General features: G+C 65.0%; 23 protein-coding genes and 1 pseudogene. 11 read left to right on the top strand and 13 right to left on the bottom strand.

Going from position 1 to position 25,098, the window contains the following annotated elements; translation table 11 throughout:
* Position 1: 1 nt before the first annotated feature.
* Entirely contained in the window at positions 2 to 1,345 is a 1,344-nt protein-coding gene (locus tag AC0SZ7_RS28675) for a 3-oxoacyl-ACP reductase (RefSeq protein ID WP_475507546.1), read from the bottom strand.
* A 537-nt stretch (positions 1,346 to 1,882) separates the two neighbouring features.
* On the opposite strand from AC0SZ7_RS28675, the gene AC0SZ7_RS28670 reads away from it, so the two are divergent.
* Positions 1,883 to 3,160, top strand: a complete 1,278-nt coding sequence (locus tag AC0SZ7_RS28670; protein WP_475507545.1) for an acetyl-CoA C-acetyltransferase — start codon at positions 1,883 to 1,885, stop codon at positions 3,158 to 3,160.
* Here AC0SZ7_RS28670 and AC0SZ7_RS28665 read toward each other — a convergent pair.
* Entirely contained in the window at positions 3,147 to 4,181 is a 1,035-nt protein-coding gene (locus tag AC0SZ7_RS28665) for a bile acid:sodium symporter family protein (RefSeq protein WP_475507544.1), read from the bottom strand. The genes AC0SZ7_RS28670 and AC0SZ7_RS28665 overlap by 14 nt on opposite strands.
* A gap of 88 nt (positions 4,182 to 4,269) precedes the next feature.
* Between AC0SZ7_RS28665 and AC0SZ7_RS28660 the strand changes: the two genes are divergently transcribed.
* Together AC0SZ7_RS28660 and AC0SZ7_RS28655 are read left to right on the top strand one after the other, a co-directional pair.
* Entirely contained in the window at positions 4,270 to 5,058 is a 789-nt protein-coding gene (locus AC0SZ7_RS28660; RefSeq protein ID WP_475507543.1) for an AraC family transcriptional regulator, read from the top strand.
* Between the two features lie 152 nt (positions 5,059 to 5,210).
* Positions 5,211 to 6,197, top strand: coding sequence for an autotransporter outer membrane beta-barrel domain-containing protein (locus AC0SZ7_RS28655; RefSeq protein WP_475507542.1), 987 nt, complete (start codon positions 5,211 to 5,213; stop codon positions 6,195 to 6,197).
* Between the two features lie 62 nt (positions 6,198 to 6,259).
* Here the strand turns inward: AC0SZ7_RS28655 and AC0SZ7_RS28650 are convergent, their stop codons facing one another.
* Together AC0SZ7_RS28650 and AC0SZ7_RS28645 are read right to left on the bottom strand one after the other, a co-directional pair.
* Complete coding sequence (locus AC0SZ7_RS28650) at positions 6,260 to 6,988, bottom strand: methyl-accepting chemotaxis protein (RefSeq protein WP_475507601.1); 729 nt, start codon at positions 6,986 to 6,988, stop codon at positions 6,260 to 6,262.
* Positions 6,989 to 7,117: 129 nt separating this feature from the next.
* A pseudogene (locus tag AC0SZ7_RS28645) lies at positions 7,118 to 8,050 on the bottom strand (cache domain-containing protein); the annotation flags it as partial.
* 158 nt (positions 8,051 to 8,208) lie between these two features.
* Between AC0SZ7_RS28645 and AC0SZ7_RS28640 the strand changes: the two are divergent.
* Together AC0SZ7_RS28640 and AC0SZ7_RS28635 are read left to right on the top strand one after the other, a co-directional pair.
* Positions 8,209 to 8,526 (top strand): hypothetical protein, encoded by a 318-nt coding sequence (locus AC0SZ7_RS28640; protein WP_475507541.1) that lies wholly within the window; start codon positions 8,209 to 8,211, stop codon positions 8,524 to 8,526.
* Positions 8,504 to 9,397: a PA4780 family RIO1-like protein kinase gene (locus AC0SZ7_RS28635; protein ID WP_475507540.1), complete on the top strand. Its 894-nt coding sequence runs from the start codon at positions 8,504 to 8,506 to the stop codon at positions 9,395 to 9,397. Before AC0SZ7_RS28640 ends, AC0SZ7_RS28635 begins: the two co-directional genes overlap by 23 nt.
* An 11-nt stretch (positions 9,398 to 9,408) precedes the next feature.
* On the opposite strand, the gene cueR is transcribed toward AC0SZ7_RS28635, so the two are convergent.
* The 3 genes from cueR to AC0SZ7_RS28620 form a co-directional block, all read right to left on the bottom strand.
* A complete protein-coding gene (gene cueR, locus AC0SZ7_RS28630; RefSeq protein WP_475507600.1) occupies positions 9,409 to 9,810 on the bottom strand; it encodes a Cu(I)-responsive transcriptional regulator in 402 nt (133 codons plus the stop codon).
* Between the two features lie 10 nt (positions 9,811 to 9,820).
* Entirely contained in the window at positions 9,821 to 12,004 is a 2,184-nt protein-coding gene (locus tag AC0SZ7_RS28625; protein ID WP_475507539.1) for a heavy metal translocating P-type ATPase, read from the bottom strand.
* Positions 12,005 to 12,075: 71 nt separating this feature from the next.
* Positions 12,076 to 12,465, bottom strand: coding sequence for a hypothetical protein (locus AC0SZ7_RS28620; protein WP_475507538.1), 390 nt, complete (start codon positions 12,463 to 12,465; stop codon positions 12,076 to 12,078).
* A 149-nt stretch (positions 12,466 to 12,614) separates the two neighbouring features.
* Here AC0SZ7_RS28620 and AC0SZ7_RS28615 point away from each other — a divergent pair, with 149 nt between their 5' ends.
* Together AC0SZ7_RS28615 and AC0SZ7_RS28610 are read left to right on the top strand one after the other, a co-directional pair.
* The gene (locus AC0SZ7_RS28615) at positions 12,615 to 12,806 is read left to right on the top strand and encodes a heavy-metal-associated domain-containing protein (RefSeq protein ID WP_475507537.1); all 192 of its coding nucleotides are present in this window, start codon (positions 12,615 to 12,617) and stop codon (positions 12,804 to 12,806) included.
* Between the two features lie 104 nt (positions 12,807 to 12,910).
* Positions 12,911 to 14,095 carry a multidrug effflux MFS transporter gene (locus tag AC0SZ7_RS28610; protein ID WP_475507536.1) on the top strand — a complete coding sequence of 395 codons (1,185 nt, stop codon included), beginning with the start codon at positions 12,911 to 12,913 and terminating at the stop codon, positions 14,093 to 14,095.
* On the opposite strand, the gene AC0SZ7_RS28605 is transcribed toward AC0SZ7_RS28610, so the two are convergent.
* Together AC0SZ7_RS28605 and AC0SZ7_RS28600 are read right to left on the bottom strand one after the other, a co-directional pair.
* Positions 14,089 to 14,268, bottom strand: a complete 180-nt coding sequence (locus AC0SZ7_RS28605) for a hypothetical protein (RefSeq protein ID WP_475507535.1) — start codon at positions 14,266 to 14,268, stop codon at positions 14,089 to 14,091. The two genes, AC0SZ7_RS28610 and AC0SZ7_RS28605, sit on opposite strands and share 7 nt — an antisense overlap.
* A 160-nt stretch (positions 14,269 to 14,428) precedes the next feature.
* On the bottom strand, positions 14,429 to 15,442 hold the full coding sequence (locus AC0SZ7_RS28600) for a zinc-binding alcohol dehydrogenase family protein (RefSeq protein ID WP_475507534.1): 1,014 nt from the start codon (positions 15,440 to 15,442) through the stop codon (positions 14,429 to 14,431).
* A 99-nt stretch (positions 15,443 to 15,541) separates the two neighbouring features.
* Between AC0SZ7_RS28600 and AC0SZ7_RS28595 the strand changes: the two genes are divergently transcribed.
* The 3 genes from AC0SZ7_RS28595 (at position 15,542) to AC0SZ7_RS28585 (ending at position 19,132) form a co-directional block, all read left to right on the top strand.
* Complete coding sequence (locus AC0SZ7_RS28595) at positions 15,542 to 16,456, top strand: LysR family transcriptional regulator (RefSeq protein ID WP_475507533.1); 915 nt, start codon at positions 15,542 to 15,544, stop codon at positions 16,454 to 16,456.
* Between the two features lie 450 nt (positions 16,457 to 16,906).
* Positions 16,907 to 17,623 carry an ArsR/SmtB family transcription factor gene (locus AC0SZ7_RS28590; protein WP_475507532.1) on the top strand — a complete coding sequence of 239 codons (717 nt, stop codon included), beginning with the start codon at positions 16,907 to 16,909 and terminating at the stop codon, positions 17,621 to 17,623.
* A gap of 135 nt (positions 17,624 to 17,758) precedes the next feature.
* Entirely contained in the window at positions 17,759 to 19,132 is a 1,374-nt protein-coding gene (locus AC0SZ7_RS28585; protein ID WP_475507531.1) for an MFS transporter, read from the top strand.
* A 99-nt stretch (positions 19,133 to 19,231) separates the two neighbouring features.
* Here the strand turns inward: AC0SZ7_RS28585 and AC0SZ7_RS28580 are convergent, their stop codons facing one another.
* From AC0SZ7_RS28580 to AC0SZ7_RS28570, 3 genes are all read right to left on the bottom strand, one after another.
* Positions 19,232 to 20,185 (bottom strand): adenosine deaminase, encoded by a 954-nt coding sequence (locus AC0SZ7_RS28580; RefSeq protein ID WP_416422279.1) that lies wholly within the window; start codon positions 20,183 to 20,185, stop codon positions 19,232 to 19,234.
* A gap of 78 nt (positions 20,186 to 20,263) precedes the next feature.
* A complete protein-coding gene (locus tag AC0SZ7_RS28575; protein ID WP_475507530.1) occupies positions 20,264 to 21,232 on the bottom strand; it encodes an isopenicillin N synthase family dioxygenase in 969 nt (322 codons plus the stop codon).
* A gap of 45 nt (positions 21,233 to 21,277) precedes the next feature.
* Positions 21,278 to 22,360: a BMP family ABC transporter substrate-binding protein gene (locus tag AC0SZ7_RS28570; protein WP_473005262.1), complete on the bottom strand. Its 1,083-nt coding sequence runs from the start codon at positions 22,358 to 22,360 to the stop codon at positions 21,278 to 21,280.
* Positions 22,361 to 22,612: 252 nt separating this feature from the next.
* Here AC0SZ7_RS28570 and AC0SZ7_RS28565 point away from each other — a divergent pair, with 252 nt between their 5' ends.
* Positions 22,613 to 23,701: a calcium:cation antiporter gene (locus AC0SZ7_RS28565; protein WP_475507529.1), complete on the top strand. Its 1,089-nt coding sequence runs from the start codon at positions 22,613 to 22,615 to the stop codon at positions 23,699 to 23,701.
* Between the two features lie 9 nt (positions 23,702 to 23,710).
* Here AC0SZ7_RS28565 and AC0SZ7_RS28560 read toward each other — a convergent pair whose 3' ends face one another.
* A complete protein-coding gene (locus tag AC0SZ7_RS28560) occupies positions 23,711 to 25,063 on the bottom strand; it encodes an 8-oxoguanine deaminase (RefSeq protein ID WP_475507528.1) in 1,353 nt (450 codons plus the stop codon).
* Positions 25,064 to 25,098: the final 35 nt, after the last annotated feature.

Genomic DNA, 25,098 nt, shown 5'->3' with positions numbered 1-25,098 from the left:
CTCAGGCCCCCACCACGCTTTGGCCGCACACGCGCAGCACCTGGCCGTTGACCGCGCCGCTGCCTGGTTGGGCCAGCCAGGCCACGGCCTCGGCGACGTCCCGGGGCAGGCCGCCCTGGCCCAAGGCGTTCATGCGCCGCCCGGCTTCGCGCAGGGCGAAGGGCATTTGTGCGGTCATGTGGGTTTCGATGAAGCCCGGCGCCACCGCGTTGATGCTGGCACCGCGTGCCGCCAGGGTGGGCGCGAAGGCCTGCGCCAGGCCGATCAGCCCGGCCTTGCTGGCGGCATAGTTGGTTTGCCCGCGGTTGCCGGCGATGCCGCTGGTGGATGACAGCAGGATGACCCGGCCGTTGTCCTTCAGGGTCCCACTGTCGAACAGCGCCTGGGTCAGCAAGTGCGGGGCGTTGAGGTTCACGGCCAGCACCGAGTCCCAATATTCGGGCGTCATGTTGACCAGGGTCTTGTCGCGGGTGATGCCGGCGTTGTGCACCACCACGTCGATGCCATCGGGCAGGGCCGCGGTCAGCTGCTGCGCGGCGTCGCTGGCGCAGATGTCCAGGTCCACCGTACGGCCGCCCAGGCGCGCGGCCAGGGCGTCGAGATCGGCCTTGGCCTGGGGCACGTCCAGCAGCACCACCTCGGCGCCGTCCCGGGCGAGGGTTTCGGCAATGGCCGCGCCAATGCCGCGGGCGGCGCCGGTCACCAACGCCTTCTTGCCGGCCAGCGGCCGGGTCCAGTCCGCTACTTGGCTGGCACAGCGGCTGAGGCGCAGCACCTGGCCGTCGACGTAGGCGCTTTTCGGCGAGAGGAAGAAGCGCAGGGCGCCTTCCAGCTCGGCATCATCGTCCAACTGCAGCAGTTGCAACACGCTGCCGTTGCGCAGCTCCTTGGTAAGTGAGCGGCTGAACCCCTCGATGGCCTTCTGCGCAATATGCGCGGCAGGCGCCAGGCCGTCCGGTACGCGCCCCAGAATCAGCAGGTGGGCGCTGCTGTCGAGGCTCTTGATCAGCGGCTGGAAGAATTCGCGCAGCTGCTTGAGCTCGGCGCTGTCGCTGATGTGGCTGGCATCGAACACCACGGCCTTGATCTTCGGCCCCAGGCCAGCGGTCCAGGCCGGCAGGGTGGTGTTTTCGCCGGCGAAGCCGAAGGCGCTGTCGGTAAGCCGCGGCGCCAACTCGGCGACTTGCGCCGCCAAGGGCCCGCCGCCCACCACCAGGGTGCCGTCGATGGGCCGCAGGCGCCCGGCCTGCCAACGCTCCAGCCGCGCCGGCGTGGGCAGCCCGACCGCGCCCACCAGGCGGCGGCCGAGGTCGGAGTTGGCGAAGTCTATATAACGGTCGGACATGGAACGCTCTCCGGCAGATTGAGTTCAAAGTGTGGACCACGTTGACGACCTGGTCGTTCGGTCGATCCACCGGCTTGTGATCCAGCCTTTGATCAGGCTTGTGATCTGGCTTGTGATCTGCTGTTGATCTGGCTCTTGATCTTGATTGTATGCCCCGTAAAGCGCCCGGGCCGACTGGAGGCGTCGATCAACGGGCTGCCCGAAGGGCCGAGGCCGCAGGCCGAAGAGACGGTAACCCGCAGGCTTCTTTAGCGGGTGCCGTCTGCCCGTTGAGCGACGCCGGAAGGAGGGGACCCGTAGCGCAGCGGAGGGCCCAAGCAGGGGCAAGCCTTTTTTGCTTACTTTTTTTGGCGTCTGAAAAAAAGTGAGTCGGCGTAAGGCCGAAAAGGTGATTCTGCATCACCCTCGGTAATGGATATGTTCACCGATTCTGTATCCCGCTTCGGCGATTTCGAACATATCCATTTTCGCGGGGAGACCACCGACCGTTTCGCCTACGCTCAAATCACTTTGTTCAGCCGTACAGGGAGTCTTCACATGAATGCACCGCGCCGGGTCGCCATCATCGGTGGCAACCGCATCCCTTTCGCCCGCGCCAACGGCCCCTACGCCAAGGCCAGCAACCAGGCCATGCTCACGGCGGCGCTGGAAGGCCTGATCGAGCGCTTCGGCCTGCACGGCCTGCGCATGGGCGAGGTGGCCGCCGGGGCGGTGCTGAAGCTGTCGCGCGACTTCAACCTGACCCGCGAGTGCGTGCTGGGCTCGCGCCTGTCGCCGCAGACGCCGGCGTATGACGTCAGCCAGGCCTGCGGCACCGGCCTTGAAGCGGCGCTGCTGGTGGCCAATAAAATCGCCCTGGGGCAGATTGACTGCGGCATTGCCGGCGGCGTCGACACCGCGTCGGACGCGCCCATAGCGGTTAGCGAAGGCATGCGCCAGATTCTCTTGCAGGCCAACCGCGCCAAGGGCACGGCGGCCAAGGTCCGTGCGCTGTTGCAGCTGCGCCCGCACCATTTCAAGCCCGAACTGCCGCGCAACGGCGAGCCGCGCACCGGGCTGTCCATGGGCGAGCATTGCGAGCTGATGGCGCAAACCTGGCAGATACCGCGCGAAGCCCAGGACCTGCTGGCCCTGCACAGCCATCAGAATATGGCCAGGGCCTACAGCGACGGCTGGCACGACGACCTGGTGACGCCTTTCCTGGGCCTGACCCGCGACAATAACCTGCGCCCCGACCTGACGCTGGAAAAGCTGGCGGCCCTGAAGCCGGTATTCGAGCGCAGTGCCAAGGGCACGCTGACGGCGGGCAACTCGACGCCGCTGACCGATGGCGCCTCGGTGGTGCTGCTGGGCAGTGAAGACTGGGCGCGTGAGCGCGGCTTGCCGGTGCTGGCGTACCTGCGCGACGGCGAAACGGCGGCGGTGGATTTCGTCAAGGGCCAGGAAGGCCTGCTGATGGCCCCGGCCTACGCCGTGCCGCGGTTGTTGGCGCGCAATGGCCTGAGCCTGCAGGATTTCGACTACTACGAGATTCACGAAGCGTTCGCCGCCCAGGTGCTGTGCACCCTGAAGGCCTGGGAAGACCCGGGCTACTGCCGCACGCGCCTGGGCCTGGACGCGCCGTTGGGCGCCATCGACCGCAGCAAGCTGAACGTCAAGGGCAGCTCGTTGGCGGCCGGCCACCCGTTCGCCGCCACCGGCGGGCGCATCGTCGCCAACCTGGCGAAGTTGCTGGCCCAGGCCGGCAGCGGCCGCGGGCTGATTTCCATCTGCGCGGCTGGCGGCCAGGGGGTTACCGCGATTATCGAGCGCTGACCGGCGCCTGGGCGTCGATTTCGGCGAGGGTCTGCGCCTTGATGCGGTGCGAATAGCTTTCGGCGATCACCGAGCAGACGATCAACTGCAGCGGGTGGTAGATCATGATCGGTAGCAAAATCAGGCCCAGGCCCGGGTTGGCGCCGAAAATCAGCGCTGCCATGGGCGCGCCGGCCGCCAGTGATTTCTTGGTGGCACAGAACACTGCCGCCACTTCATCGGCGTGGTTGAAATGCAGGGCCTTGGCGCTACGGGTGGTCAGCACCAAAATCACCGCCAGCAGGATCGCGGTGCCGACGAACGCGGTCACCAGCACGCTGTCGCCCTGCTGCTGCCACATGCCCGAGACCATGGAGTTGCAGAAGGCGGCGTACACCAGCAGCAGAATCACCAGCTTGTCGATGACGTTGGTGTATTTCTTGTAGCGGGCGAAGAACTTGCCCAGCAGCGGGCGCATCAGCTGGCCCAGCACCAGCGGTAGCAGCAGCATGGCGCACAGGTCGAGCAGGGTCTTGCCCAGGTCGATGCCGCCGCTGCCGGTGCCCACCACCAGGCTCACCAGCCAGGGCGTGATGAAAATGCCCAGCACGCTGGACAGGCTGGCGTTGAGAATGGCCGCCGGCACGTTGCCCGAGGCGCTGCCGGTGAGCGCCACCGACGAGGAAATGGTCGAGGGCAGCGCGCACAGGTAGAAGAAGCCCAGCATCAGCGTCGGCGACACGAAGTGGCCGAACAGCTTGTCGCACGCCAGCCAGATCAGCGGGAACACCACGAACGTGAACACTTGCACCATGATATGCAGCCGGGTGTTCTTCAGCCCGTGGCGAATCTGCTCGCCCGACAGGTTGATGCCGTGCATGAAGAACACGATGAACACACCGGCGTTGATCACGTATTCGGCATGCATCGAACCGCCGCTGGCGCCGAAGCGCGGGAAGAAGTAGGCCAGCAGCGTGGCCAGGAACATGCCGAGCAGAAACCAGTCGGTCACTACGCGTTTAAGGTGTTTGAGCGCTTGCATAACAGGATCCTGCGGACGGATTTGTAATCATTGGTCGCAAAGATTACCGTGAGCAATCTTCTGCCGTCTTGCGACACAAGGCCAATCGATGCCGACTAACGGACAAACAGGCCTGCCACGGCGCATTCCCGAGCTGCTGGCGTTGCCCCGGCCACTTTATGCCCGGGCCGAGAGCTTGCACGCCGGTTCCTGGACCCCACGCCACAGCCACGACTGGGTGCAGTTTTCCTACGCCATCAGCGGTGTGCTGGGTGTGCACACCGCCGAGGGCAGCTTTTTCGCCCCGCCGCAGTGGGGCGTGTGGATACCCGCAGGCCTTGAACACGAAGTGGTGACTTCCATGCGCGCCGAGATGCGCAGCCTGTATGTGCGCCGCGAGGACGCGCTATGGGCGTCGCCGCGTTGCCGGGTGCTGGAGGTGACGCCGCTGGCGCGCGAACTGATCAAGGGCTTCTGCCAGCTGCCGGTGGACTACCCCGAGGGCGACACCGCCGAAGCGCGCCTGGCGCAGGTGCTGCTGGACCAGTTGGCCAGCCTGCCCGAAGTCGGCTTCTCGCTGCCTTTGCCGCGCCACTCGCGCCTGCTGGGGCTGTGCAACGAGCTGATCGAGAACCCCGAGCAGGCCGTCACCCTCAGTGACTGGGCCAGCCGCATGGGCACCTCGGAGAAAACCCTGATGCGCCTGTTCCAGCGCGAGACCGGCCTGAGCTTTCGCGGCTGGCGCCAGCGCATGCGGTTGCTGTCGTCGCTGGATAACCTGGAACAGGGCCACAGCGTGACCACGGCGGCGTTGTCCTGTGGCTACGACTCCACGTCGGCGTTCATTGCGGCGTTCAAGGGCCTGTTTGGTATCACGCCAGGGGAGTTGTTCCGTTAGCAACAGCGGTTTTCCCACGTCAGGGTTGTAGGACCCAGGCTCGACTGTCAGACCTTTCCCGCGCAGCACGCCGGCTCTGTCCTAAATGCATACGCTGCAGACCTCCGTAGTTTGTCTTGGCCAACGGCAATCACAACTAAGGAAGGTTGAACATGAGCAAGCTTTTTACTCTGGCCATACTCGCCGCCAGCGCGGCAGCCCTCAGCAATGCAGCGCAAGCCGAGCAAGGCCCGCCTGCGTATTATCCTGGCGAACACGCCATGCTGGCCGCCGCCAGCGCCGGCACCCAGGCCTGGTACGGCGAGCTGTCCGGTATCCGCGGGCGTTTCGATGAACTGCGCAACCAGGGCGGCCAGGAAGGCCTGTGGGTGCGCACCCTCAACAGCAAATCGCGGTATTCACCCACCAGCGGCGCCGACTACACCCAGCGCCAGGGCGGTTTCACCGTGGGTATCGACGCCAGCCTCAGCGAAGAGGCACGGGTGGGGCTGATGGGCGGCTACAGCCGTTCTTCCCTCAGCATTAAAGGGCCCGACAGTGCCTACTTGTCCAGCTATTACCTGGGCGCCTACGGCACCTGGATGAACGAGGAGGGGTACTACGTCGACGGCCTGGTGAAGGCCAACCAGCTGCGCAACGACCTGAAGTCCAGCTACGGCGAATACCGCATCAAGGGCCAGTATCGCAACCTGGCGTTGGGCGCTGCGGTGGAGGCGGGCAAGGTCGTCACGCTGGATGAAGGCTGGTACCTCAAGCCGTTCGGGCAGATGGCCGCAGTTGCGGTGCAAGGCAAGGATCACGAGTTGAACTACGGGCTGCAGGGCCACGCCGAGAACAGCCATTCCATGCAAGGCAAAGCCGGCCTGCAGGTGGGCCGCTACCTTGAAACCACCGGTGGTGGTGCCGTGCAGCCGTACGCGCGGGTGGCTTACGCGCGGGAGTTTGCCGATACCAATGAAGTGCTCGTAGGCGGCGACCGTAACCGCAACGACCTGGCCGGTGGCCGCTACGAATACGGCGTCGGCCTGGCCGCCCAGGTGTCGCAGCGGGTACAGCTCAACGCCGATGTCGAATACGCGAAGGGCAAGCGCGTTGAGCAGCCCTATGGGCTGAACGTGGGCATGCGCTACGCGTTCTGAGCCTTTGACGCGGCCTTCGGCCGCTGCTACGAACCGCGTAGCAGCGGCCAAAGGCCGCGTCCTCAGGTCCTGAACCGGCGCACCAGCGCATCCAGCTCGTTCGACAGCCCCGCCAGGCTCTGGGAATCGCTGCGCGCCGTGTTGGCCAGCTCGGCCACCAACTGCGCATCGCCATGAATCTGGCTGATGTGCCGGTTGATGTCCTCGGCCACCTGGTGCTGTTCCTCGGCTGCGGTGGCGATCTGGGTGTTCATGTCGCGGATCACGTCCACCGACTCGCGAATCTGCCCGAAGCTGGCGCGCGCCTGGCCAATACGCTCCACCGACTGTTGCGACACTTCGAGGCTTGCGTGCATCTGCTGCGCCACCTGGCTGGTGCGCTGGGCCAGGTTGCCGAGTAAACCGTCGATTTCGGCGGTGGAGTCGGCGGTGCGCTTGGCCAGCGCCCTTACTTCATCGGCCACCACGGCAAAGCCGCGGCCCTGCTCGCCGGCGCGGGCGGCTTCGATGGCCGCGTTCAACGCCAGCAGGTTGGTTTGTTCGGCGATGGAGCGGATGGTGCCGAGAATCGACTGGATGTCGTTGCTGTCGCGTTCCAGCTGCGCAATGGACTGCGCCGACTGTTCGATCTCGTGGCTCAGGCGGTCCACGCTGTTCACCGCCGCGTCGATCTGCTGCTGGCCTTCACGGGCCTGGCGCTGGCCGCTGTCGGCGGAGTCGGCGGCCTGGCTGCACGAACGTGCTACCTCGTTGGCGGTGGCGACCATCTCGTGGAAGGCCGTGGAGACCATGTCCACAGCCTCGCGCTGGCGCCCGGCGGCGTCGGCCATGTTGGCGGACACCTGGGTAGAGCTGCTGGAGCTGGCGAGAATTTTCGTCGCGGCGCCGCCGATGCTCTGGATCAGGCTGCGGATGGCCCCCAGGAACTGGTTGAACCAATTGGCCAGCTGTGCGGTTTCATCGCTACCGCGCACCGCCAGGTTCTGGGTCAGGTCGCCCTCGCCCTGGGCGATGCCTTCCAGGCCGCGGGCCACGCTGCGGATCGGCCGCACGATGAGGGTGGCGAAGCTGGCGCCTACCACGGCGAAAATCAGCGCGAGCACGGCGGCGATGCCGCCGATCAGCCAGGTCAGCTGGGTGGCGCCGCTCATTACCTCGCTTTGCTTGATCAGGCCGACGAAGGTCCAGCCCAACTGCTCCGAAGGCCAGACGTTGGCCATGTAGCGTTCGCCGTTGAGCTGCACCTCCACAAGCCCCGGGCCGGCCTTGGCCAATTCCGCGTAGCCGTCACCCAGGCTGCCCAGCGCCTTGAAGTTGTGTTCCGGCTGCTTGGGGTCGACCAGTACGGTGCCGTCGCGTTCCATCAGCATCAGGTAGCCGCTTTCACCCAGTTTGATCTGCTTGACGATTTCGGTCAGGCCCTTGAGCGAGACGTCGATGTTGACCACACCGCCCTGGCTGCCCAACTGGTTGGCCACGGCGCGCACGGTGCTGACCAGCACGGCGTCGTCGCCGGCCCAGTAATAGGCCGAGGTTCGCAGGGTCTTGCCGGGGTTGGCCATGGCAGTCTTGTACCAGGGCCGCTGGCGCGGGTCGTAGTTGGCCATCTTCGGGTCGCCCGGCCAGAACGCGTAGCCACCGGCGCTGGTGCCGTACGACACGTAGGAATAGTTGGGGTGGCTGGCGGCCAGGCTGGCGAAGAAATCGAACAGTTGCTTGTCCTTCTCGCCCATGGGGATGTTCGGCGCGTCAGCGCCCTGGTAGCTCTTGATGCTGGCGTCGGCGGCCTTCACCAGCGGGTGGTTGGCCAGGAAGTCGACGTTCTGGCTGATACCTTCGAAGAACAGCTGCATGGCGTTGGCCACCTGGCGGATCTCGCGGCTGCTGCCGTCGACGAAGTTGGACCTGGCGTCGCTGCGCAGATTCATGATGACCAGGGTGGCGACCAGGACTATCGGCAAACACGCGATCACCGCGAAGGCCCAGGTCAGTTTCTGTTTGATGTTCATCCGTGCTCCAGAATCTTTTTTATATAAAAAGGGGCAGTTCATCGAAAACAAAACGTATGCCGCAGGCGTTGGTTTTTTTGGAACCTGCATCAAGCCATTGTCGGCTGGTATACCAAAATATTGAGGTGAATTTTTCCGCGCTGGTGGGTCAAACGCTTCAGCCGTCAAAACTGCTTACAGTGCTTGGCATTGCCTTTGCTCCGGAAAAGTCGGCATTGTGGCGCCACTGTGAGAGGATGGCCGCCGAACCATTGCATTCCCGCGTGTTTGGTTACAAAGGACCCACAATAAAAGCTGATGAAGACTCCAAAACGCATTGAACCCCTGATCGAAGACGGTCTGGTCGACGAGGTGCTGCGCCCACTGATGAGTGGTAAAGAAGCGGCGGTCTATGTGGTGCGCTGTGGCAAGGAACTGCGCTGCGCCAAGGTCTACAAGGAGGCGAACAAACGAAGTTTTCGTCAGGCGGCCGAGTACCAGGAAGGCCGCAAGGTGCGTAACAGCCGCCAGGCCCGGGCCATGGCGAAGGGGTCGAAGTTTGGCCGCAAGGAAGCCGAGGAGGCCTGGCAGAACGCCGAGGTAGCTGCGCTGTTCCGCCTGGCCAGTGCTGGCGTGCGCGTGCCCAAGCCGTTCGACTTCCTTGAAGGCGTGCTGCTGATGGAGCTGGTGGCCGACGAGTACGGCGATGCGGCGCCACGGCTCAATGACGTCGAGCTGGACGCCGAGCAGGCTCGTGAATACCACGAGTTCCTGATTCGCCAGATCGTGCTGATGCTCTGCACCGGCCTGGTGCACGGTGACCTGTCGGAGTTCAACGTGCTGCTGGGCCCGGACGGCCCGGTGATCATCGACCTGCCCCAGGCGGTGGATGCAGCGGGCAACAACCACGCCTTCAGCATGCTGGAGCGCGACGTGGGCAACATGGCCAGCTACTTCGGGCGCTTCGCCCCGGAGCTGCGTGACACCCGTTATGCGCGGGAAATGTGGGCGCTGTACGAAGAAGGCAAGTTGCACCCGGCCAGCGTGCTGACCGGCCAGTTCGCCGACGATGACAGCGTGGCCGACGTCAACAGCGTGATGCGCGAGATCGAGGCAGCGCGGCTGGACGAAGCCCGCCGGCAGGCGGCACGCAGCGCCGACGACGCACCGCCGTCGAAGGCTGAAGAACCGCCACCGCCGTGGTTGCAGTAACGGCTACACCTTCAACTGCAGCAGCCACCCGACGCCAGGTCCGCGAGGATCGGGCAGTCGGGGCGGTCGTTGCCCTGGCAGTGCGACGCCAGGTTCTGCAGGGTGTCGCGCAGCCCGGTCAGTTCGGCGATGCGCCGGTTCAAATCGTCGATGTGCCGGTGCGCCAGTGCCTTCACATCGGCGCTGGCGCGGCCGCGGTCCTGCCACAGGGTCAGCAGCTGTGCCACTTCCTCCAGTGAAAACCCCAGGTCCCTTGAGCGCTTGATGAACGCCAGCGTATGCAGGTCGTCCTCCTGGTACAGGCGGTAACCACTGTCGGTGCGTAGGGCCGGTTTGAGCAGGCCGGTGGCCTCGTAATAGCGGATCATCTTGGCACTTAGCCCGCTATGGCGCGCAGCCTGGCCGATATTCATGTTCATGCTTTCAATCCTTGTGATCCAGCCCGCTGGGGCGCCAGGTTTTCAGCAGCAGCGCATTGCTGACCACGCTGACGCTGGACAGCGCCATGGCGGCGCCGGCCAGCACCGGGTTGAGCAGGCCAAAGGCGGCCAGCGGTATGCCGACCAGGTTATACACAAACGCCCAGAACAGGTTCTGGCGAATTTTCGCGTAGGTCTTGCGGCTGATCTCCAGCGCCGCCGGCACCAGCCGCGGGTCACCACGCATCAAGGTGATGCCGGCGGCCTGCATGGCCACGTCGGTGCCACCGCCCATGGCGATGCCAATGTCGGCGGCGGCCAGCGCCGGGGCGTCATTGATGCCGTCACCCACCATGGCGACCACGCCGTCGGCTTTCAGCTGCGCCACTTTGGCGGCCTTGTCGGCGGGCAGCACCTGGGCGTGCACGTCGCGTATGCCCAGGGCCTCGGCCACCACCCGGGCGCTGCCCTGGTTGTCGCCGGTCAGCAGGTGGCTGCTGATGTGCCGTGCGCGCAGTTGCGTCACCGCCTCCAGCGCGCCGGGCTTGAGGCTGTCGCCGAAGGCCAGCAGCCCCAGCACGCGTGCCGTGGGCCCTAGCTCGAGCAACCAGGACAAGGTCCGGCCCTCGGCTTCCCAGGCCTGGGCGGGCAGGCCGTCGCTGGTCAGCCCCAACTCTTCCAGCAACCGACGGTTGCCCAGCGCCAACTGCTGGCCTTGCACTGTACCGCTGACGCCACGGCCGCTCAGGGCCTGGCTGGCGGCAGGCATTTCCAGCGGCAGCTGGCGCTCGGCGCAGGCCTGCAGCACCGCCTTGGCCAACGGGTGTTCGCTGCCGCGCTGCAGGCTGCCGGCCCATTGCAGCAGGGTGGCTTCGGCAATATCCAGGGCCTGCCAATGCACCAGGCTCGGAGTACCGCAGGTGAGAGTGCCGGTCTTGTCGAACACCACGCGGTTTACCGCATGGGCGCGCTCCAGCGCCTCGGCGTCCTTGATCAGGATGCCATGGCGGGCAGCCACGCCGGTGCCGGCCATGATCGCCGCCGGGGTGGCAAGGCCCAGCGCACAGGGGCAGGCGATGACCAGCACGGCCACGGCGTTGATGATCGCAGTCTCCAGCGGTGCACCGTGCAGCCACCAGCCCGCCAGGGTCAGCAGCGCCAGCACCAGCACGGCGGGGACGAACACCTGGCTCACCCGGTCCACCAGTTTCTGGATGGGCGCCTTGGCCGCCTGGGCGTCTTCCACCAGGCGGATGATTTTCGCCAGCACGCCCTCGCTGCCCAGCGCCGTAGCCTGCACCAGCAGGCGGCCTTCGCCATTGATGGCGCCGCCGACCACGGTGTCGCCCGGTTGTTTTGCCACCGGCAGGCTTTCCCCACTGATCAGCGATTCATCGGCATGGCTGCGGCCTTCCAGCACCTGGCCGTCGACCGCGAAGCGTTCGCCAGGGCGTACCACCAGTTGGTCGCCCAGGCGCAGTTGGCCGATCGCCACTTCCTGTTCCACGCCATCCCGCAGGCGGGTGGCGCGCTCGGGGCGCAACTGTTCAAGTGCGCGGATGGCGCTGGCGGTCTGGCGTTTGGCGCGGCTTTCGAGGTATTTGCCCAGCAGCACCAGGGCGATCACCACTGCCGAAGCCTCGAAATACAGATGAGGCATGTGGCCCACCGGGGTGCGCGCCCATTCATACAGGCTCAGCCCATAACCGGCGCTGGTGCCCAGGGCTACCAGCAGGTCCATGTTGCCGGCCCCTGCGCGCACCGCCTTGAACGCAGCCAGGTAGAAGCGTGCGCCAAGGATGAATTGCACCGGGGTTGCCAGCGCCCATTGCAGCCAGGCCGGCAGCATCCAGTCCAGGCCGAACGGCTGGGCCAGCATGGGTGCGATCAACGGCAGGGCCAACAGCAAAGCGGCAACCAGCGCGATGCGTTCGCGCAGCAGGGCCTTGGCCGGGTCCACGGGCGGGGCGTCGGGCAGGCTGGCGCTGTAGCCGGCTTTCTCCACGGCAGCAATCAGCGTGGCTGGGTCCATGGCCTTGGCCAGTTCCACGTGGGCGCGTTCATTGGCCAGGTTGACGCTGGCAAGGGTGACGCCGTCCAGCTTGTTCAGGGCGCGTTCGACCCGGCCCGCGCAGCTGGCGCAGGTCATGCCGCTGATCGGCAGTTCGAGGGTAAGGGCGTTGGGCATCAAAGGTCCTCCTGTGCAGAGGACCCTAGAATCAACCTTGCCACCTTGGCAAGGTCAAGCGTCGCCAGCAATCAGTATTGATCTTCCGGCGCGCGCTTCAGGTACAGCCCGTTCGGCCCGTTGGCGATACGGTACTTCTGCACCGCGCCCGCACGCAGTTCGATGGAGGTGGCATTGGGCGCCGGCAACCCGGGGGCACAACCGGCCACCTGGCCGGGCTCCTGCATCAGCCGCACCACCACTTTGCCAGGTGGCAGGTTGAATGACACTTCCTGTTCCTGGAACAGCCGCCCCACCTTGTTATCGCCGATGTAGATGCCCAGTTCGCACGGCGTACCCACCTCCAGGCGTTCACGGGACACGATCAGGACGCTGTAGTCCTGGATGCTCTCGGCGTAGGCTCCGAGCGACAGGGTCAACAAACCCAGGGCGCCCAGAAGGCGGGAAACGGACCTGCGCATGGCGCACTTCTCCTGCTGTGGAAATCTTCGATGCCCAAGCTTGGCGGACGCGACCATTAATTTCCACCCCGGCAGGCAACGCCAGAACTTGACCTTGTCATGATGGCAAGGTTGAAGCTATACCTTCATCACGTTCAGGAGGCATCACCATGCAAGAGTTCACTGTACAAGGCATGACCTGCGGCCATTGCGTGCGGGCCGTCACCCAGGCGGTGCAGGCCCTGGACCCGGCCGCCGTGGTCGAGGTGGACCTGGCCAACGCCAAGGTGCGCGTGGAAAGCCAGCAACCCCAGGCCGCCATCGTCGAGGCCATCAAGGAAGAAGGCTATACCGTGGCCTGAAAGCTGCTCGCTTAGTGACATAGCGTCGCGGTTTTGGCCCCCAGGGATCCAGAGCGGTTAAACTGTACCGTTGCCCTAGTCCGCAGCACCACACTGGATCCTTGATGAACCTCAGAACCATCCTCATTCTCGGCGCGCTCAGCGCTTTCGGGCCGCTGGCCATCGACTTCTACCTGCCGGGCTTTCCGGCCATGGCCCAGGCCTTCGGCACCGACGAACAGCATATCCAGCTGACACTGGCGGTGTACTTCCTGGGCCTGTCCATCGGCCAACTGGCCTACGGGCCGATTGCCGACCGCTTTGGCCGCCGTGTGCCACTGCTGGTGGGCGTGACGCTGTTCACCCTGTCGTCGCTTGCCTGCGCCTTTGCGCCCAGCCTGGAATGGCTGATCGGCGCGCGCTTCATCCAGGCTTTGGGTGGCTGCGCGGGCATGGTGCTGTCGCGCGCAATCGTCAGCGACAAGTGCGATGCGGTGGGGTCGGCCAAGGTATTTTCGCAGCTGATGCTGGTCATGGGCCTGGCGCCCATTTTGGCGCCGATGCTCGGTGGCCTGCTGGTAAATACCCTGGGCTGGCAGTGGATCTTCCTGCTGCTGACCGGCTTCAGCGCGCTGGCCGGGCTGGCGGTGGCCCTGGGCCTGCCGGAAAGCATGCCGGCGCACCATCCGCGCCAGCCGCTCAGCGGCGCCGTGGGGCGTTATTTCAGCCTGTTGAAAGACCCGCAGTTCCTGGGCAATGCCCTTACCGGCGGCGTAGCCATGGCAGGCATGTTCGCCTACGTGGCGGGCTCGCCGTTCGTGTTCATCAAGCTGTACGGCGTGCCGGCCGAGCATTACGGCTGGTTGTTCGGCAGCAACGCCGCCGGCTTCATCCTGGTGGCCCAGGTGAATGCCCGCCTGCTGGCCAAGCGCGGCCCTGCGCACATGCTGGCGCGGGCAGTGTGGGTGTACCTGGCAGCGGCCCTCAGCCTGCTGGCCGTCAGCGCCTTGCACCCTGCAGCGTTGTGGCCATTGCTGGTGCCGTTGTTCATCTGCATCGCCAGCCTGGGCTGCATCATTCCCAACGCCTCGGCCTGTGCCATGAATGGCCAGGGCGCGCGCGCCGGCAGCGCTTCGGCACTGCTGGGCTGCCTGCAGTTCAGCGTGGCGGCCGGTTCCGCGTCACTGGTGGGCGCGCTGTACGACGGCAGCGCCATTCCCATGGCACTGGTGATCAGCGGTTGTGGCCTGTTGGCCGTGATGTTGGCGCTGGTTACCCAGTGGCTGCGGCGGTCACGCCAGGCTCATTGAGCGGCGCGTTGTTGGCGGTACGGCAGCCGGTGGGGGGCTGCCAGCCGTGATTCCAGGGTATCGATGAACGCCCGGGCTTCGGCTTCGGTACGAAAGGTCACTACATGTTGATCGAGGCGTACCTGCCATTGGCTGCCGTGTTCCCTCGCCAGTTCAGTAAGCACTATCTTCATGGCTGAATGCCTCCGCAGGGTCAGAGGCCTCAAGTGTAGCGCCGCCCAAGGCGCGCGGATTGATTCAGCGCAACCTTTGGACTGACGGTCGTGGGAGCTGGCTTGCCAGCGAGGTGTTCTTCAAAAGCTCGCTGGCAAGCCAGCTCCCACAGGCATTACCTCAAAACCCTTCCAGCACAATCTTGCCGCGTGCCTTGCCGCTTTCCAGCAGGGCATGGGCGCGCTTCAGGTTTGCCGCATCGATTCGGCCGAAGTGCTCGCCTACCGTGGTGCGCAGGGTGCCGGCGTCAATCAGCTCGGCCACGCGGTTGAGCAGGTGGTGTTGCTCGATCATGTCCGGCGTCTCGTACAGCGAGCGGGTGTACATGAATTCCCAATGCAGCGACAGGCTCTTGCGCTTCAGCAGGCTGACATCCAGTGCTTTGGGGTCATCGATCAGCGCCAGGCGGCCTTGGGGGGCAAGGGCTTCCACCAGTTCGGCGAGGTGCTGGTCGGTCTGGGTCAGGCTGGCGACGTGGGTCACCGGCCCCAGGCCCAGGCGCTTGAGCTCGGCACTTAGCGGTTGGCTATGGTCCAGCACGTGGTCGGCGCCCAGTTCCCGCACCCAGGCCTGGGTTTCTGGGCGTGAGGCAGTGCCGATCACGGTCAGGCCGGTCAGCTGGCTGGCCAGTTGCGTGAGGATCGAGCCCACCCCACCGGCGGCGCCGACGATCAGCAGGCTTTGCCCGGCGTCCACATGCCCTGGCTGGACTTGCAGGCGTTCGAACAGCAGTTCCCAGGCGGTGATGGCGGTCAGCGGCAGCGCCGCCGCTTCGGCAAAGCCGAGGCTGGCCGGCATGCGCCCGACAATGCGTTCATCCACGGCGTGCAGCTCGCTGTTGCCGCCCGCGCGGGCGATGGAGCCGGCGTAGTACACGCGGTCGCCCGGTTTGAACAGGCTGACGTCCGCGCCCACTGCCTGCACCACGCCGGCCACGTCCCAACCCAGCACTTTCGGGTTGCCGCCTTCGGGGGCCATGTTCTGGCGCACCTTGGTGTCCACCGGGTTCACCGAGATGGCCTTGACCTCCACCAGCAGGTCACGGGGGCCCGGTTGTGGCGCGGGAAGTTCGATGTCCTGTAGCGATTGCGGATCGGTGATGGGCAACGAGGCGTAGTAGGCGATGGCTTTCATGGTAACTCTCCAGAAATGTGTGCCCATGATTGGCTATTTCCAATCGGGGTGAAACCGGCTAAAAGCACAGTCTCTTTCAATATTTCTTTGATAATGACCATGCTGCGATTCGATGACCTGCAACTGTTCGTCCGTGCCGCCGACCTCGGCAGCCTGTCTGCCGCCGCGCGGGTCATGGACTTGTCGCCCGCTGTCGCCAGCGCGGCGCTCAAACGCATCGAAGTGCAGCTGGGTGCGCGCCTGCTGGCCCGTTCCACGCGCAGCCTGCGCCTGACCGCCGAGGGTGAGCATTTCCTGGAGTATGCGCGGGCAGCGCTGAGCAGCCTTGACGAAGGGCGCCAGGCGCTGGCGCGCAGCCAGGAGCAGGTCAGTGGTGTGCTGCAGCTGTCGGCGCCTTCGGACTTCGGCCGCAACGTGCTGTTGCCCTGGCTGGACGAACTGCAGCACCAGCACCCTGGGTTGTCGGTGCGCCTGTTGCTGGGCGACCGCATTGCCGATCTGTTCCGCCAACCGGTGGACCTAGCCCTGCGCTATGGCGAACCGGAAGACTCCAGCCTGGTGGCGTTGCCCATCAGCCCCGACAACCGTCGCGTGCTGTGCGCGTCGCCGGCCTACGTGGCGGCCCATGGCCAGCCGCACCAGGTGGAGCAGTTGGCGCAGCATAATTGCCTGCTGTTCATGCTGGGGGGCCGTGTGCATGATCACTGGCGCTTCAGCGACGGCAAGCGTGAATTGGCCCTGACGGTGACCGGCAACCGCTTCAGCGATGATGCCGACGTGGTGCGCCGCTGGGCGCTGGCGGGCGTCGGCATCGCCTACAAGTCATGGTTGGATGTGGCCGCCGATGTACAGGCCGGGCGGTTGCTGGTGCTGATGCCGCATCTTTGCGGGGAGCGCACCCCCCTGAACCTGCTGTGCGGCCACCGTGCGCAGTTGAGCAAATCAGTCAACTTGTTACGTGACACCCTGCGAAAAGGGTGTGCCGAACTGTCTGGAAGTTATCCCGGGGCGTAGTTTAAGTAGACTGCTGTCGCCGGTTTTTTTGACTTCTGCTGTAGGTATTTACTACCCGATAATAAAGGCGCGGCTTTCTCGCAGCGCGCGAAGGCATTGTTATTACTCATGTGTGAGTCATTGGGTAAAACTTTCCTGTACTTTATTTCCCCTCTTTCCATTGCCCTGCTTGGGCTACACAGCAACAGCCGAGGCGTCGCTCCGGGTCTTATACCTAGTTGTACAAATTCGTACGCTTATAATGGCTGGGCAGCCATTACCACCGGGAGAGGACAGCCTTGGCGCTGAGTGCCTCATTCATTTGAGCGGCATTTTTTTGTGAATAACTTGCTCACAGAATAGTCGGGAGTTTACCGACTATTGGCGCTTGTAACCTCTTTCGTTGGAGCTGTTTCAATGATTGCTGATCGCAGTGATCAATAAGCGAATGTTTCGACAGGGAGTTATTACATGGAACATGCACCGAGCATCAGCCAGATCGCTATGCTGTTGGCCGACCCCAAGCGCAGCGCCATGATCTGGGCATTGATCGACGGTTCTGCCCGTGGGTCGGAAGAACTGGCAAGGCTCGCAGGGTTGACGCCTTCCTCGGCCAGCGCACACCTGGCGCGGTTGGCAGCCGGGGGCCTGCTGAAACTTGAAGCGCGCGGGCGCAAACGCTTCTTCCGCCTGGCCACCCCGCAGGTGGGTACCGCAGTGGAAGCACTCGCCAGCGTGTGCGCCGGCCGTGCGGACATACCTGCCGGGCTGGCCCTGGCAAGCCTGCCGCCGGCACCGCCGTCCATGCGCCGGGCACGCTTGTGCCATGACCACCTGGGGGGCGAGTTGGCGGCCGAACTGCTGCGGCGCCTGCTGGAAGCCGCCTGGCTTGAGCGGCACGACCGCCGCCTGGAAGTCACGCAGAAGGGTGTCGAACGCCTGGCGGCCCAGGGTATCTACATCCAGGCCCTGGCGCGCCAGCAGGATCATGCTGTCTGCACCTGCTGCGACTGGAGCAACAGCAGGCCCCACTTGGGTGGGGCGCTGGGCGCCAGCTTGTTGCGGTTATTCCTGCAATCGGGTTGGCTGCGCATCAGTGATGAAACCCGCGTGCTGCAGGTGACCCAACTGGGCGTGCGCGAGATCGCCAAGATCGCCTGCGAGGTGCCCCTGCCGGACGTGGTTTAGCCCTGTCACCGCCGCGGCGCCCGCAGCCCAGAGCTGTCGGCGTCGTTCACAGCGGCACAATGGGTCGCTGTCAGACATTGCCGCCCATGGCGATCACGCACACTCGGTGCAGGCCTACAGCATCGAGGAGCACCCATGCCCATTCACCGATTCAGCGCGGCGGAGCGCCTGGAGCGGCTGCCTGTCAGCGGCTATCATCGCCTGGTTTTCATTGTCATCGCCCTGGCGTTCCTGTTCGACTCCATGGACCTGGCGATGATGACCTTCCTGCTCGGGTCCATCAAAACCGAGTTCGGCCTGAGCAGCGCCCAGGCCGGTGTGCTGGCCAGTGCCAGTTTCTTTGGCATGGTGGTGGGCGCCTCGCTGTCGGGCATGCTCGCCGACCGGTTCGGCCGCAAGCCGGTGTTCCAGTGGAGCATCGTGTTGTGGGGGCTGGCCAGTTACCTGTGTTCCACCGCCCAGCACCTGGACAGCCTGACGCTGTTCCGGGTGTTGCTGGGGTTCGGCATGGGCATGGAGTTTCCGATCGCCCAGTCGATGCTTTCCGAGTTGATACCGGCGCGCCAGCGTGGCCGCTACATCGCCTTGATGGACGGCTTCTGGCCGCTGGGCTTCGTCGCCGCCGGGGTATTGTCCTACTGGCTGCTGCCGATGATTGGCTGGCGGGATATTTTCCTGGTGCTGGCGGTGCCGGCGGTGTTCGTGCTGGCGGTGCGCTTCTTCATTCCCGAGTCACCACGCTGGCTGGAGCATTCCGGGCAGCACGATGAGGCTGACCGAGTGCTGACCCACATCGAGGCCAGGGTCCAGCGTTCGCTGGGCGCAGGGCCACTGCCCGAACCTGTGGCCCTGCCGCGCCAGCCGGCGGCGGCCACCGGTTTCTTCGCCGCGTTCACCGCCTTGTGGTCGCCGTATTACCGCCAGCGCACGCTGATGATCTGGAGCCTGTGGTTCTTTGCGTTGCTGGGCTTCTACGGGCTGACGTCGTGGCTGGGGGCGCTGTTGCAACAGTCGGGCTTCGCGGTGACGCAGTCGGTGTATTACACCGTGCTGATTTCCCTGGGCGGTATCCCGGGCTTCCTGATGGCGGCGTGGCTGGTGGAGCGCTGGGGGCGCAAGCCCACGTGTGTGGTGACCTTGCTGGGGGGCGGGGCCATGGCCTTTGTCTACGGCCAGAGCGCGGTGTTCGGTGGCAACGTCGGGCTGTTGGTGGGCTCGGGGCTGCTGATGCAGTTCTTCCTGTTCGGGATGTGGGCGGTGCTCTACACCTACACGCCCGAGTTGTACCCCACGTCGGCGCGCGCGACGGGCTCGGGTTTCGCCTCGGCCGTTGGCCGGGTGGGTTCGCTGCTGGGGCCGATGGTCACCGGCTTGGTGTTTCCGTTGACGGGGCAGGGCGGGGTGTTTGCGCTGGGGGCGTTGTGCTTTGCGTTGGCAGCGCTGGTGGTGTGGCTGTTCGGCGTGGAAACGCGTGGGCGTACCCTGGAAGAGTTGACCGAAACCGCGTAGCAGCTGCCGCCAGGCTGCGTCTGGTATACGCGGTGCAGCAGGTACACCGCGTTGCGTCCGACGCGGCCTGGCGGCCGCTGCTACGTGCAGTCACTCAGGTCACGGCTTGACCAGGCGGGCGTCCAGGCTGTTCTGCGCCAGGCGTTTGGCCTGGTCCTGGGTCATGCCCAGGTCTTTGTACAGCGCATGGAAGTTCTCGGTCACGTAGCCGCCGAAGTAGGCCGGGTCGTCCGAGTTCACGGTGACCTTCACGCCACGCTCGAGCATGTCGAGAATGTTGTGCTGGCTCATGTGGTCGAACACGCACAGCTTGGTGTTGGACAGCGGGCACACGGTGAGCGGGATCTGCTCGTCGATGATGCGCTGCATCAGGCGTTCGTCCTCGATGGCGCGCACGCCGTGGTCGATACGCTGGATTTTCAGCAGGTCCAGGGCTTCCCAGATGTACTCGGGCGGGCCTTCCTCGCCAGCGTGGGCCACGGTCAGGAAGCCTTCGCCACGGGCGCGGTCGAACACGCGCTTGAACTTGCTGGGCGGGTGGCCCATTTCCGAGCTGTCCAGGCCCACGGCCACGAACGCGTCACGGAACGGCAGCGCCTGGTCCAGGGTTTTCTCGGCTTCTTCTTCGCTCAAGTGGCGCAGGAAGCTGAGGATCAGGCCGCTGCCGATGCCCAGTTGCTCGCGGCCATCTTTCAGCGCGTGGGTGATGCCGTTGAGCACCACTTCAAAGGGAATGCCACGGTCGGTGTGGGTTTGCGGGTCGAAGAACGGTTCGGTGTGAATCACGTTCTGCGCCTTGCAGCGCTGCAGGTAGGCCCAGGTCAGGTCGTAGAAGTCCTGCTCGGTGCGCAGCACGTCGGCGCCCTGGTAGTACAGGTCGAGGAATTCCTGCAGGTTGTTGAAGGCGTAGGCCGCCCGCAGGGTTTCCACGTCGTTCCACGGCAAGGCGATCTTGTTGCGCTCGGCCAGGGCGAACAGCAGTTCGGGTTCCAGCGAACCTTCCAGGTGAAGGTGCAGTTCTGCCTTGGGCAGGGCGTTCAGCCAATCGTACATAAAGGTGTCTCTTAAGGTGCAATGGGCCGCATTCTACAGAGGTTATCGCCCGTTGGAGCGATAACCTGACCAGCCGGTTCAGATCGCCTCGGCCTGCTCGCGCCGGTAGGCGTAGGTGTCGGCGAAGCGCGACAGCAGGAATTCCGCGCAGGTGGTGGCCGGGTATTTGGCCGGATGGCCGATGCCCTGGCAGCCGGGCAGGCACTCGATGCGCGTGTCGGGGTGGGGCTCGGCGAAGAACGGCATGGAGTAGCGGTCGATGCCCAGCGGGCTGATCACCCGGTGCGGGGTGGAGACGTACTGGTCGTTGCTCCAGCGCGCCATCATGTCGCCCAGGTTGACCACGAAGGTGCCGTCGATGGGCGGCGCGTCTATCCACTGGCCATCGACGTTGCGCACCTGCAGGCCGCCGGCGCTGTCCTGGTACAGCAACGTGATGCAGCCATAGTCGGTATGGGCACCGGCGCCCTGTTGCTCGGGGGAGCTGGCGGTCTGGCGTGGCGGGTAGTGGATCATGCGCAGCACGCTGACCGGGTCTTCGAAGCGCTGGTCGAAAAAGTCCTCGTCAATGTCCAGGGCCAGGGCGATGGCGCGCAGCAGGGTCTGGGCCAGGGCCTGCATGTCGCTGTAGTGGGTTTCCATCAACGCTTGCCAGCCTGGCAATTGCGGGTGGCGGTTGGGCCCGCGCAAGGGTTTCTCCGCCAGCACGTCCGGGTGCTCGGCCGGCAGGTGCAGGCCCATGTCGAAGGTTTCCTTCAGGTCGCTGGGCAGGCTGGGGTCCAGCTGCTCGGTGGCGATGGCGCCGTAGCCTCGGTGGTGGCGGGTCTGGGTGATGTCGATGCTGAGCTTGTCGGCCAGGGGCTGGGCGAAGAAGGTTTTCGCTGCCTGTTGCAGCGCCTCGATGCGCTGCGGGCTGATGGGGTGGCCCTTGATGTAGAAGAAGCCCCACTGGCGGCAGGCGCGGTCGATGGCCTGGGCAACGCCCAGCCAGCCGTCGCGGTCGGCGGCGTACAGCGGGGCAATGTCGATGATCGGGAGTGTGTCCATCTGCAGGGTCCTGTGGGGCCGCCGGCGGGGCGGCCCGCTTCATTGTTATTGGGGCAGCTTGGCGCTCAGGCCTTCCACGTAGTAGTTCATGCCGGCAAGGTCGGCCAGGGTGGCGGAGCTGCCGGCAGGAATTTTCAGCGCGCCGGTCTGGTCCTTGATCGGGCCGGTGAAGGGCTGGAACTCGCCGCTCTTGATGCTGGCGATCAGCTTCTCGGCTTCGGCTTTCACGTCGGCGGGAACGATGTCGCTGATGGGCAGTTCGACGGTGCCGTCTTTAAGGCCGCCCCAGTAGTCTTCCGACTTCCAGCTGTGGTCGATGACGTGCTGGGTGGTCTGGGTGTAATACGGGGTCCAGTTGTTGACGATGGAGGTCAGCACGGCCTTGGGCCCGAAGTGCGCCATGTCCGAGGCGTAGCCCACTGCGTAGACACCGCGGCGTTCGGCGGTCTGGATGGGCGCGGGGCTGTCGGTGTGCTGGAATATCACGTCGGCGCCCTGGTCGATCAGGGCGTTGGCGGCGTCGGCTTCCTTGCCCGGGTCGAACCAGGAATTGACCCACACCACTTTCAGCTCGGTGCCCGGGTTGTACTTGTTCAGGGCCAGTTGGATGGCGTCGATGTCGCGGATAACCTCAGGGATCGGGAACGAGGCCACGTAGCCGATCTTCTTGGTCTTGGTCATCTTCGCCGCCAGGAAACCGCCCACGTAGCGGCCTTCATAGGTGCGGGCCAGGTAGGTGCCCAGGTTCTTGCCCTGCTTGTAGCCGGTGGCGTGCTCGAAGATCACGTTGGGGAACTGCTGGGCGACCTTGGCGGTGGGGTTCATGTAGCCGAACGAGGTGCTGAAGATCAGGTCGTACTTGTCCTTGGCCATGTTGCGGATGACGCGCTCGGCGTCGGCGCCTTCAGGCACGTTCTCCACGTAGGTGGTGTTGATCTTGTCGCCCATCTTTTCCATCAGTTGCTTGCGGGCCAGCTCGTGCTGGTAGGTCCAGCCGTGGTCGCCGATAGGGCCCACGTAGACGAAACCGATCTTCAGCGGGTCGGCGGCGCTGACCGCCAGGCTGGTGGCCAGGCCGATAGCGGCGGCCAGTGTCCCCAACAGCGTCTTCAACGGGCGTGTGTGCATGTGTGGCGAAGCTCCATGTTGTTGTGTGTGCAGCAGGCCAATGCAAAAAATTGACCAACAGGACAACAAAGCCTCTGCGATTGTGGGAGCTGGCTTGCCAGCGAGCTTTTGGCCCCCAACCGCTCGCTGGCAAGCCAGCTCCCACAGAAGCACATCGGTGCAGGTTGTTGCCGCCTGCTTTGTACTGGTGCGAAGGAAACCATCTGCCCCGGTCTACAGTCACTACTCAACGAACAAACGCCGGGCGCCCCGATGCTGACCTTATTCAAGCAAGAGAAATACCTGCTGCTGGCGTTGATCGTCACCTGCGCGGCCTACCCGCTGGAGCCCTGGCTGATGGGCCATGGCCACGGCGTGGCGCTGCTGGCCGGCATTGTGCTGGTGGTGGCGGTGGTGTGCGCCTCGGTGCAGGTGGCCCAGCACGCCGAGCTGCTGGCCGAGAAGGTTGGCGATCCCTACGGCACCATGATCCTGACCCTGTCGGCGGTGCTGGTGGAGGTGGTGATACTGGCGATCATGATGAGCAACGAGGCCTCGCCCACCCTGGTGCGCGACACCATCTATTCGGCGGTGATGCTCGACATCAACGGCATCCTTGGCCTGTGCGCGCTGATGGGCGGCATCAAGCACGGCGAGCAGGTGTACAACGACGATTCCGCACGCTCCTACGGGGTGATGATCATGACCGCCATGGGCATCTCCATGGTGGTGCCCGAGTTCATTCCCGAAGCGAACTGGAAGCTCTATTCGGCGTTCACCATTGGCGCCACGGTGATTCTGTATACGGTGTTCCTGCGCATGCAGGTGGGCCCGCACAGTTATTTCTTCAGCTACAGCTACCCGAAGAAAAAACGCCGCCAGGGCACGAATGCGCAGCCGGCGCCGGTGAACCTGCCGTTGTCGATCGGCACGTTGATTTTCGGCGTGTTCGTGATTGGTGCGCTCGCCGAGGTGATGTCCAAGACACTGGATTACGGCCTGGAAGGCAGCGGCGCACCGCCAGTGCTGATGGCGATTATCGTCGCCGCCATCTCGGCGGCGCCCGAGATTCTGACTGCCCTGCGGGCGGCCCTGGCCAACCGCATGCAGTCCACCGTCAACGTGGCGCTGGGGGCGTCGTTGTCGACGGTGATCCTCACCGTGCCGGTGATGGAGGCCATGGCGCTGTACACCGGCCAGCCGTTCCAGATGGCGCTGACCCCGGTGCAGACGGTGATGATAGCCATCACCCTGGTGGTCAGCGCCATCAACCTGAACGACGGCGAGACCAACGCGATCGAGGGCATGACCCACTTCGTGCTGTTCGCCACGTTCATCATGCTGGCGTGCCTGGGGCTTTAGCGGGGTGGTTTACCCAATCAACGCCGCGGCCGCCTGGCGGTGATCGGCGATCAGCCCCTGCACATCCAGCCCTTCAACCTGGCCATCGACCACCCGCCACACGCCGCCCACCATTACCCGGTCGGCCTTGTCCGCCGCGCACAGCAACAGCGCGCTCAACGGGTCATGGCTGCCGGAAAAACGCAGTTCGTCCAGCTTGAACAGCGCCAGGTCGGCCTGCTTGCCCACTGCCAGCTCGCCAATGTCATCGCGCCCCAGCAGCCGCGCCGAACCACGGGTGGCCCAGCCCAGCACGCCCTCGGGGGTGATGGCCTTGGCGCCGTAGCGCAGGCGCTGGATGTACAAGGCCTGGCGCGCTTCCAGAATCATGTTCGAGGCGTCGTTGGACGCCGAACCGTCCACGCCCAGGCCCACCGGCGCGCCGGCCGCCAGCAGGTCCAGGGTGGGGCAGATGCCCGAGGCCAGGCGCATGTTCGACGTGGGGCAATGGCAGATGCCGGTGCCCGCGGCGCCCAGCCGGGCGATTTCGTCGGGGTTGAAATGAATGCCGTGGGCCAGCCAGGTGCGTGGGCCCAGCCAGCCGACGCTGTCCAGGTAGTCGACGGTGCGCAGGCCGAAGCGCTGCAGGCAGAAGTCCTCTTCGTCCAGGGTTTCCGCCAGGTGTGTGTGCAGGCGCACGTCAAGTTCTTCGGCCAGTTCGGCGCTGGCGCGCATGATTTCCGGGGTGACCGAGAACGGCGAGCAGGGCGCCAGGGCGATCTGCACCTGCGCGCCGGCGCCACGCTGGTGGTAGCGCTGGATCAGCCGCTGGCTGTCGGCCAGGATCACTTCGCCCTGTTGCACCGTCTGCTGCGGCGGCAGCCCGCCGTCGGCTTCGCCCAAGCTCATGGAGCCGCGGGTGAGCATGGCGCGCATGCCCAGCTCGCGCACCACCTCCACCTGCACGTCGATGGCCTGCTCCAGGCCGTCAGGGAACAGGTAGTGGTGGTCGGCGGCCGTGGTGCAGCCCGACAACAGCAGTTCGGCCAGTGCCACTTTGGTGGCCAGCGCCAGCTTTTCCGGGGTCAGCCGCGCCCATACCGGGTACAGCGTCTTCAGCCAGGGGAACAACGGCTCGTTGACCACCGGCGCCCAGGCGCGGGTCAGGGTCTGGTAGAAATGGTGATGGGTGTTGATCAGCCCCGGCAGCACCACGTGCTCGCGGGCGTCGAAGACCTGCTGGCAGGGTTGCGACGGTTGCTGGCCGGCGGCCAATACTTCACGGATCAGGCCGTCCTGCAGCACCAGGCCGCCACGGCCATCGAGGTCGTTGCCGGTGAACAGGGCCAGGGGGTTCTTGATCCAGATACGGGGTGCGGGCATGAGCCGGCTCCTCTGTCAGTTGATTGAGGTAAGCC

The organism is Pseudomonas sp. JC1203 (assembly GCF_056175065.1).
This window is presented reverse-complemented; position numbering and strand designations above follow the sequence as displayed.

Bases quoted from the DNA above. Each gene is read 5' to 3' on its own strand.
- AC0SZ7_RS28675 (WP_475507546.1), bottom strand. From the start codon at position 1,345: ATGTCCGACCGTTATATAGACTTCGCCAACTCCGACCTCGGCCGCCGC.
- AC0SZ7_RS28670 (WP_475507545.1), top strand. From the start codon at position 1,883: ATGAATGCACCGCGCCGGGTCGCCATCATCGGTGGCAACCGCATCCCT.
- AC0SZ7_RS28665 (WP_475507544.1), bottom strand. From the start codon at position 4,181: ATGCAAGCGCTCAAACACCTTAAACGCGTAGTGACCGACTGGTTTCTG.
- AC0SZ7_RS28660 (WP_475507543.1), top strand. From the start codon at position 4,270: ATGCCGACTAACGGACAAACAGGCCTGCCACGGCGCATTCCCGAGCTG.
- AC0SZ7_RS28655 (WP_475507542.1), top strand. From the start codon at position 5,211: ATGAGCAAGCTTTTTACTCTGGCCATACTCGCCGCCAGCGCGGCAGCC.
- AC0SZ7_RS28650 (WP_475507601.1), bottom strand. From the start codon at position 6,988: ATGGTCTCCACGGCCTTCCACGAGATGGTCGCCACCGCCAACGAGGTA.
- AC0SZ7_RS28635 (WP_475507540.1), top strand. From the start codon at position 8,504: ATGAAGACTCCAAAACGCATTGAACCCCTGATCGAAGACGGTCTGGTC.
- cueR (WP_475507600.1), bottom strand. From the start codon at position 9,810: ATGAATATCGGCCAGGCTGCGCGCCATAGCGGGCTAAGTGCCAAGATG.
- AC0SZ7_RS28625 (WP_475507539.1), bottom strand. From the start codon at position 12,004: ATGCCCAACGCCCTTACCCTCGAACTGCCGATCAGCGGCATGACCTGC.
- AC0SZ7_RS28620 (WP_475507538.1), bottom strand. From the start codon at position 12,465: ATGCGCAGGTCCGTTTCCCGCCTTCTGGGCGCCCTGGGTTTGTTGACC.
- AC0SZ7_RS28615 (WP_475507537.1), top strand. From the start codon at position 12,615: ATGCAAGAGTTCACTGTACAAGGCATGACCTGCGGCCATTGCGTGCGG.
- AC0SZ7_RS28610 (WP_475507536.1), top strand. From the start codon at position 12,911: ATGAACCTCAGAACCATCCTCATTCTCGGCGCGCTCAGCGCTTTCGGG.
- AC0SZ7_RS28605 (WP_475507535.1), bottom strand. From the start codon at position 14,268: ATGAAGATAGTGCTTACTGAACTGGCGAGGGAACACGGCAGCCAATGG.
- AC0SZ7_RS28600 (WP_475507534.1), bottom strand. From the start codon at position 15,442: ATGAAAGCCATCGCCTACTACGCCTCGTTGCCCATCACCGATCCGCAA.
- AC0SZ7_RS28595 (WP_475507533.1), top strand. From the start codon at position 15,542: ATGCTGCGATTCGATGACCTGCAACTGTTCGTCCGTGCCGCCGACCTC.
- AC0SZ7_RS28590 (WP_475507532.1), top strand. From the start codon at position 16,907: ATGGAACATGCACCGAGCATCAGCCAGATCGCTATGCTGTTGGCCGAC.
- AC0SZ7_RS28585 (WP_475507531.1), top strand. From the start codon at position 17,759: ATGCCCATTCACCGATTCAGCGCGGCGGAGCGCCTGGAGCGGCTGCCT.
- AC0SZ7_RS28580 (WP_416422279.1), bottom strand. From the start codon at position 20,185: ATGTACGATTGGCTGAACGCCCTGCCCAAGGCAGAACTGCACCTTCAC.
- AC0SZ7_RS28575 (WP_475507530.1), bottom strand. From the start codon at position 21,232: ATGGACACACTCCCGATCATCGACATTGCCCCGCTGTACGCCGCCGAC.
- AC0SZ7_RS28570 (WP_473005262.1), bottom strand. From the start codon at position 22,360: ATGCACACACGCCCGTTGAAGACGCTGTTGGGGACACTGGCCGCCGCT.
- AC0SZ7_RS28565 (WP_475507529.1), top strand. From the start codon at position 22,613: ATGCTGACCTTATTCAAGCAAGAGAAATACCTGCTGCTGGCGTTGATC.
- AC0SZ7_RS28560 (WP_475507528.1), bottom strand. From the start codon at position 25,063: ATGCCCGCACCCCGTATCTGGATCAAGAACCCCCTGGCCCTGTTCACC.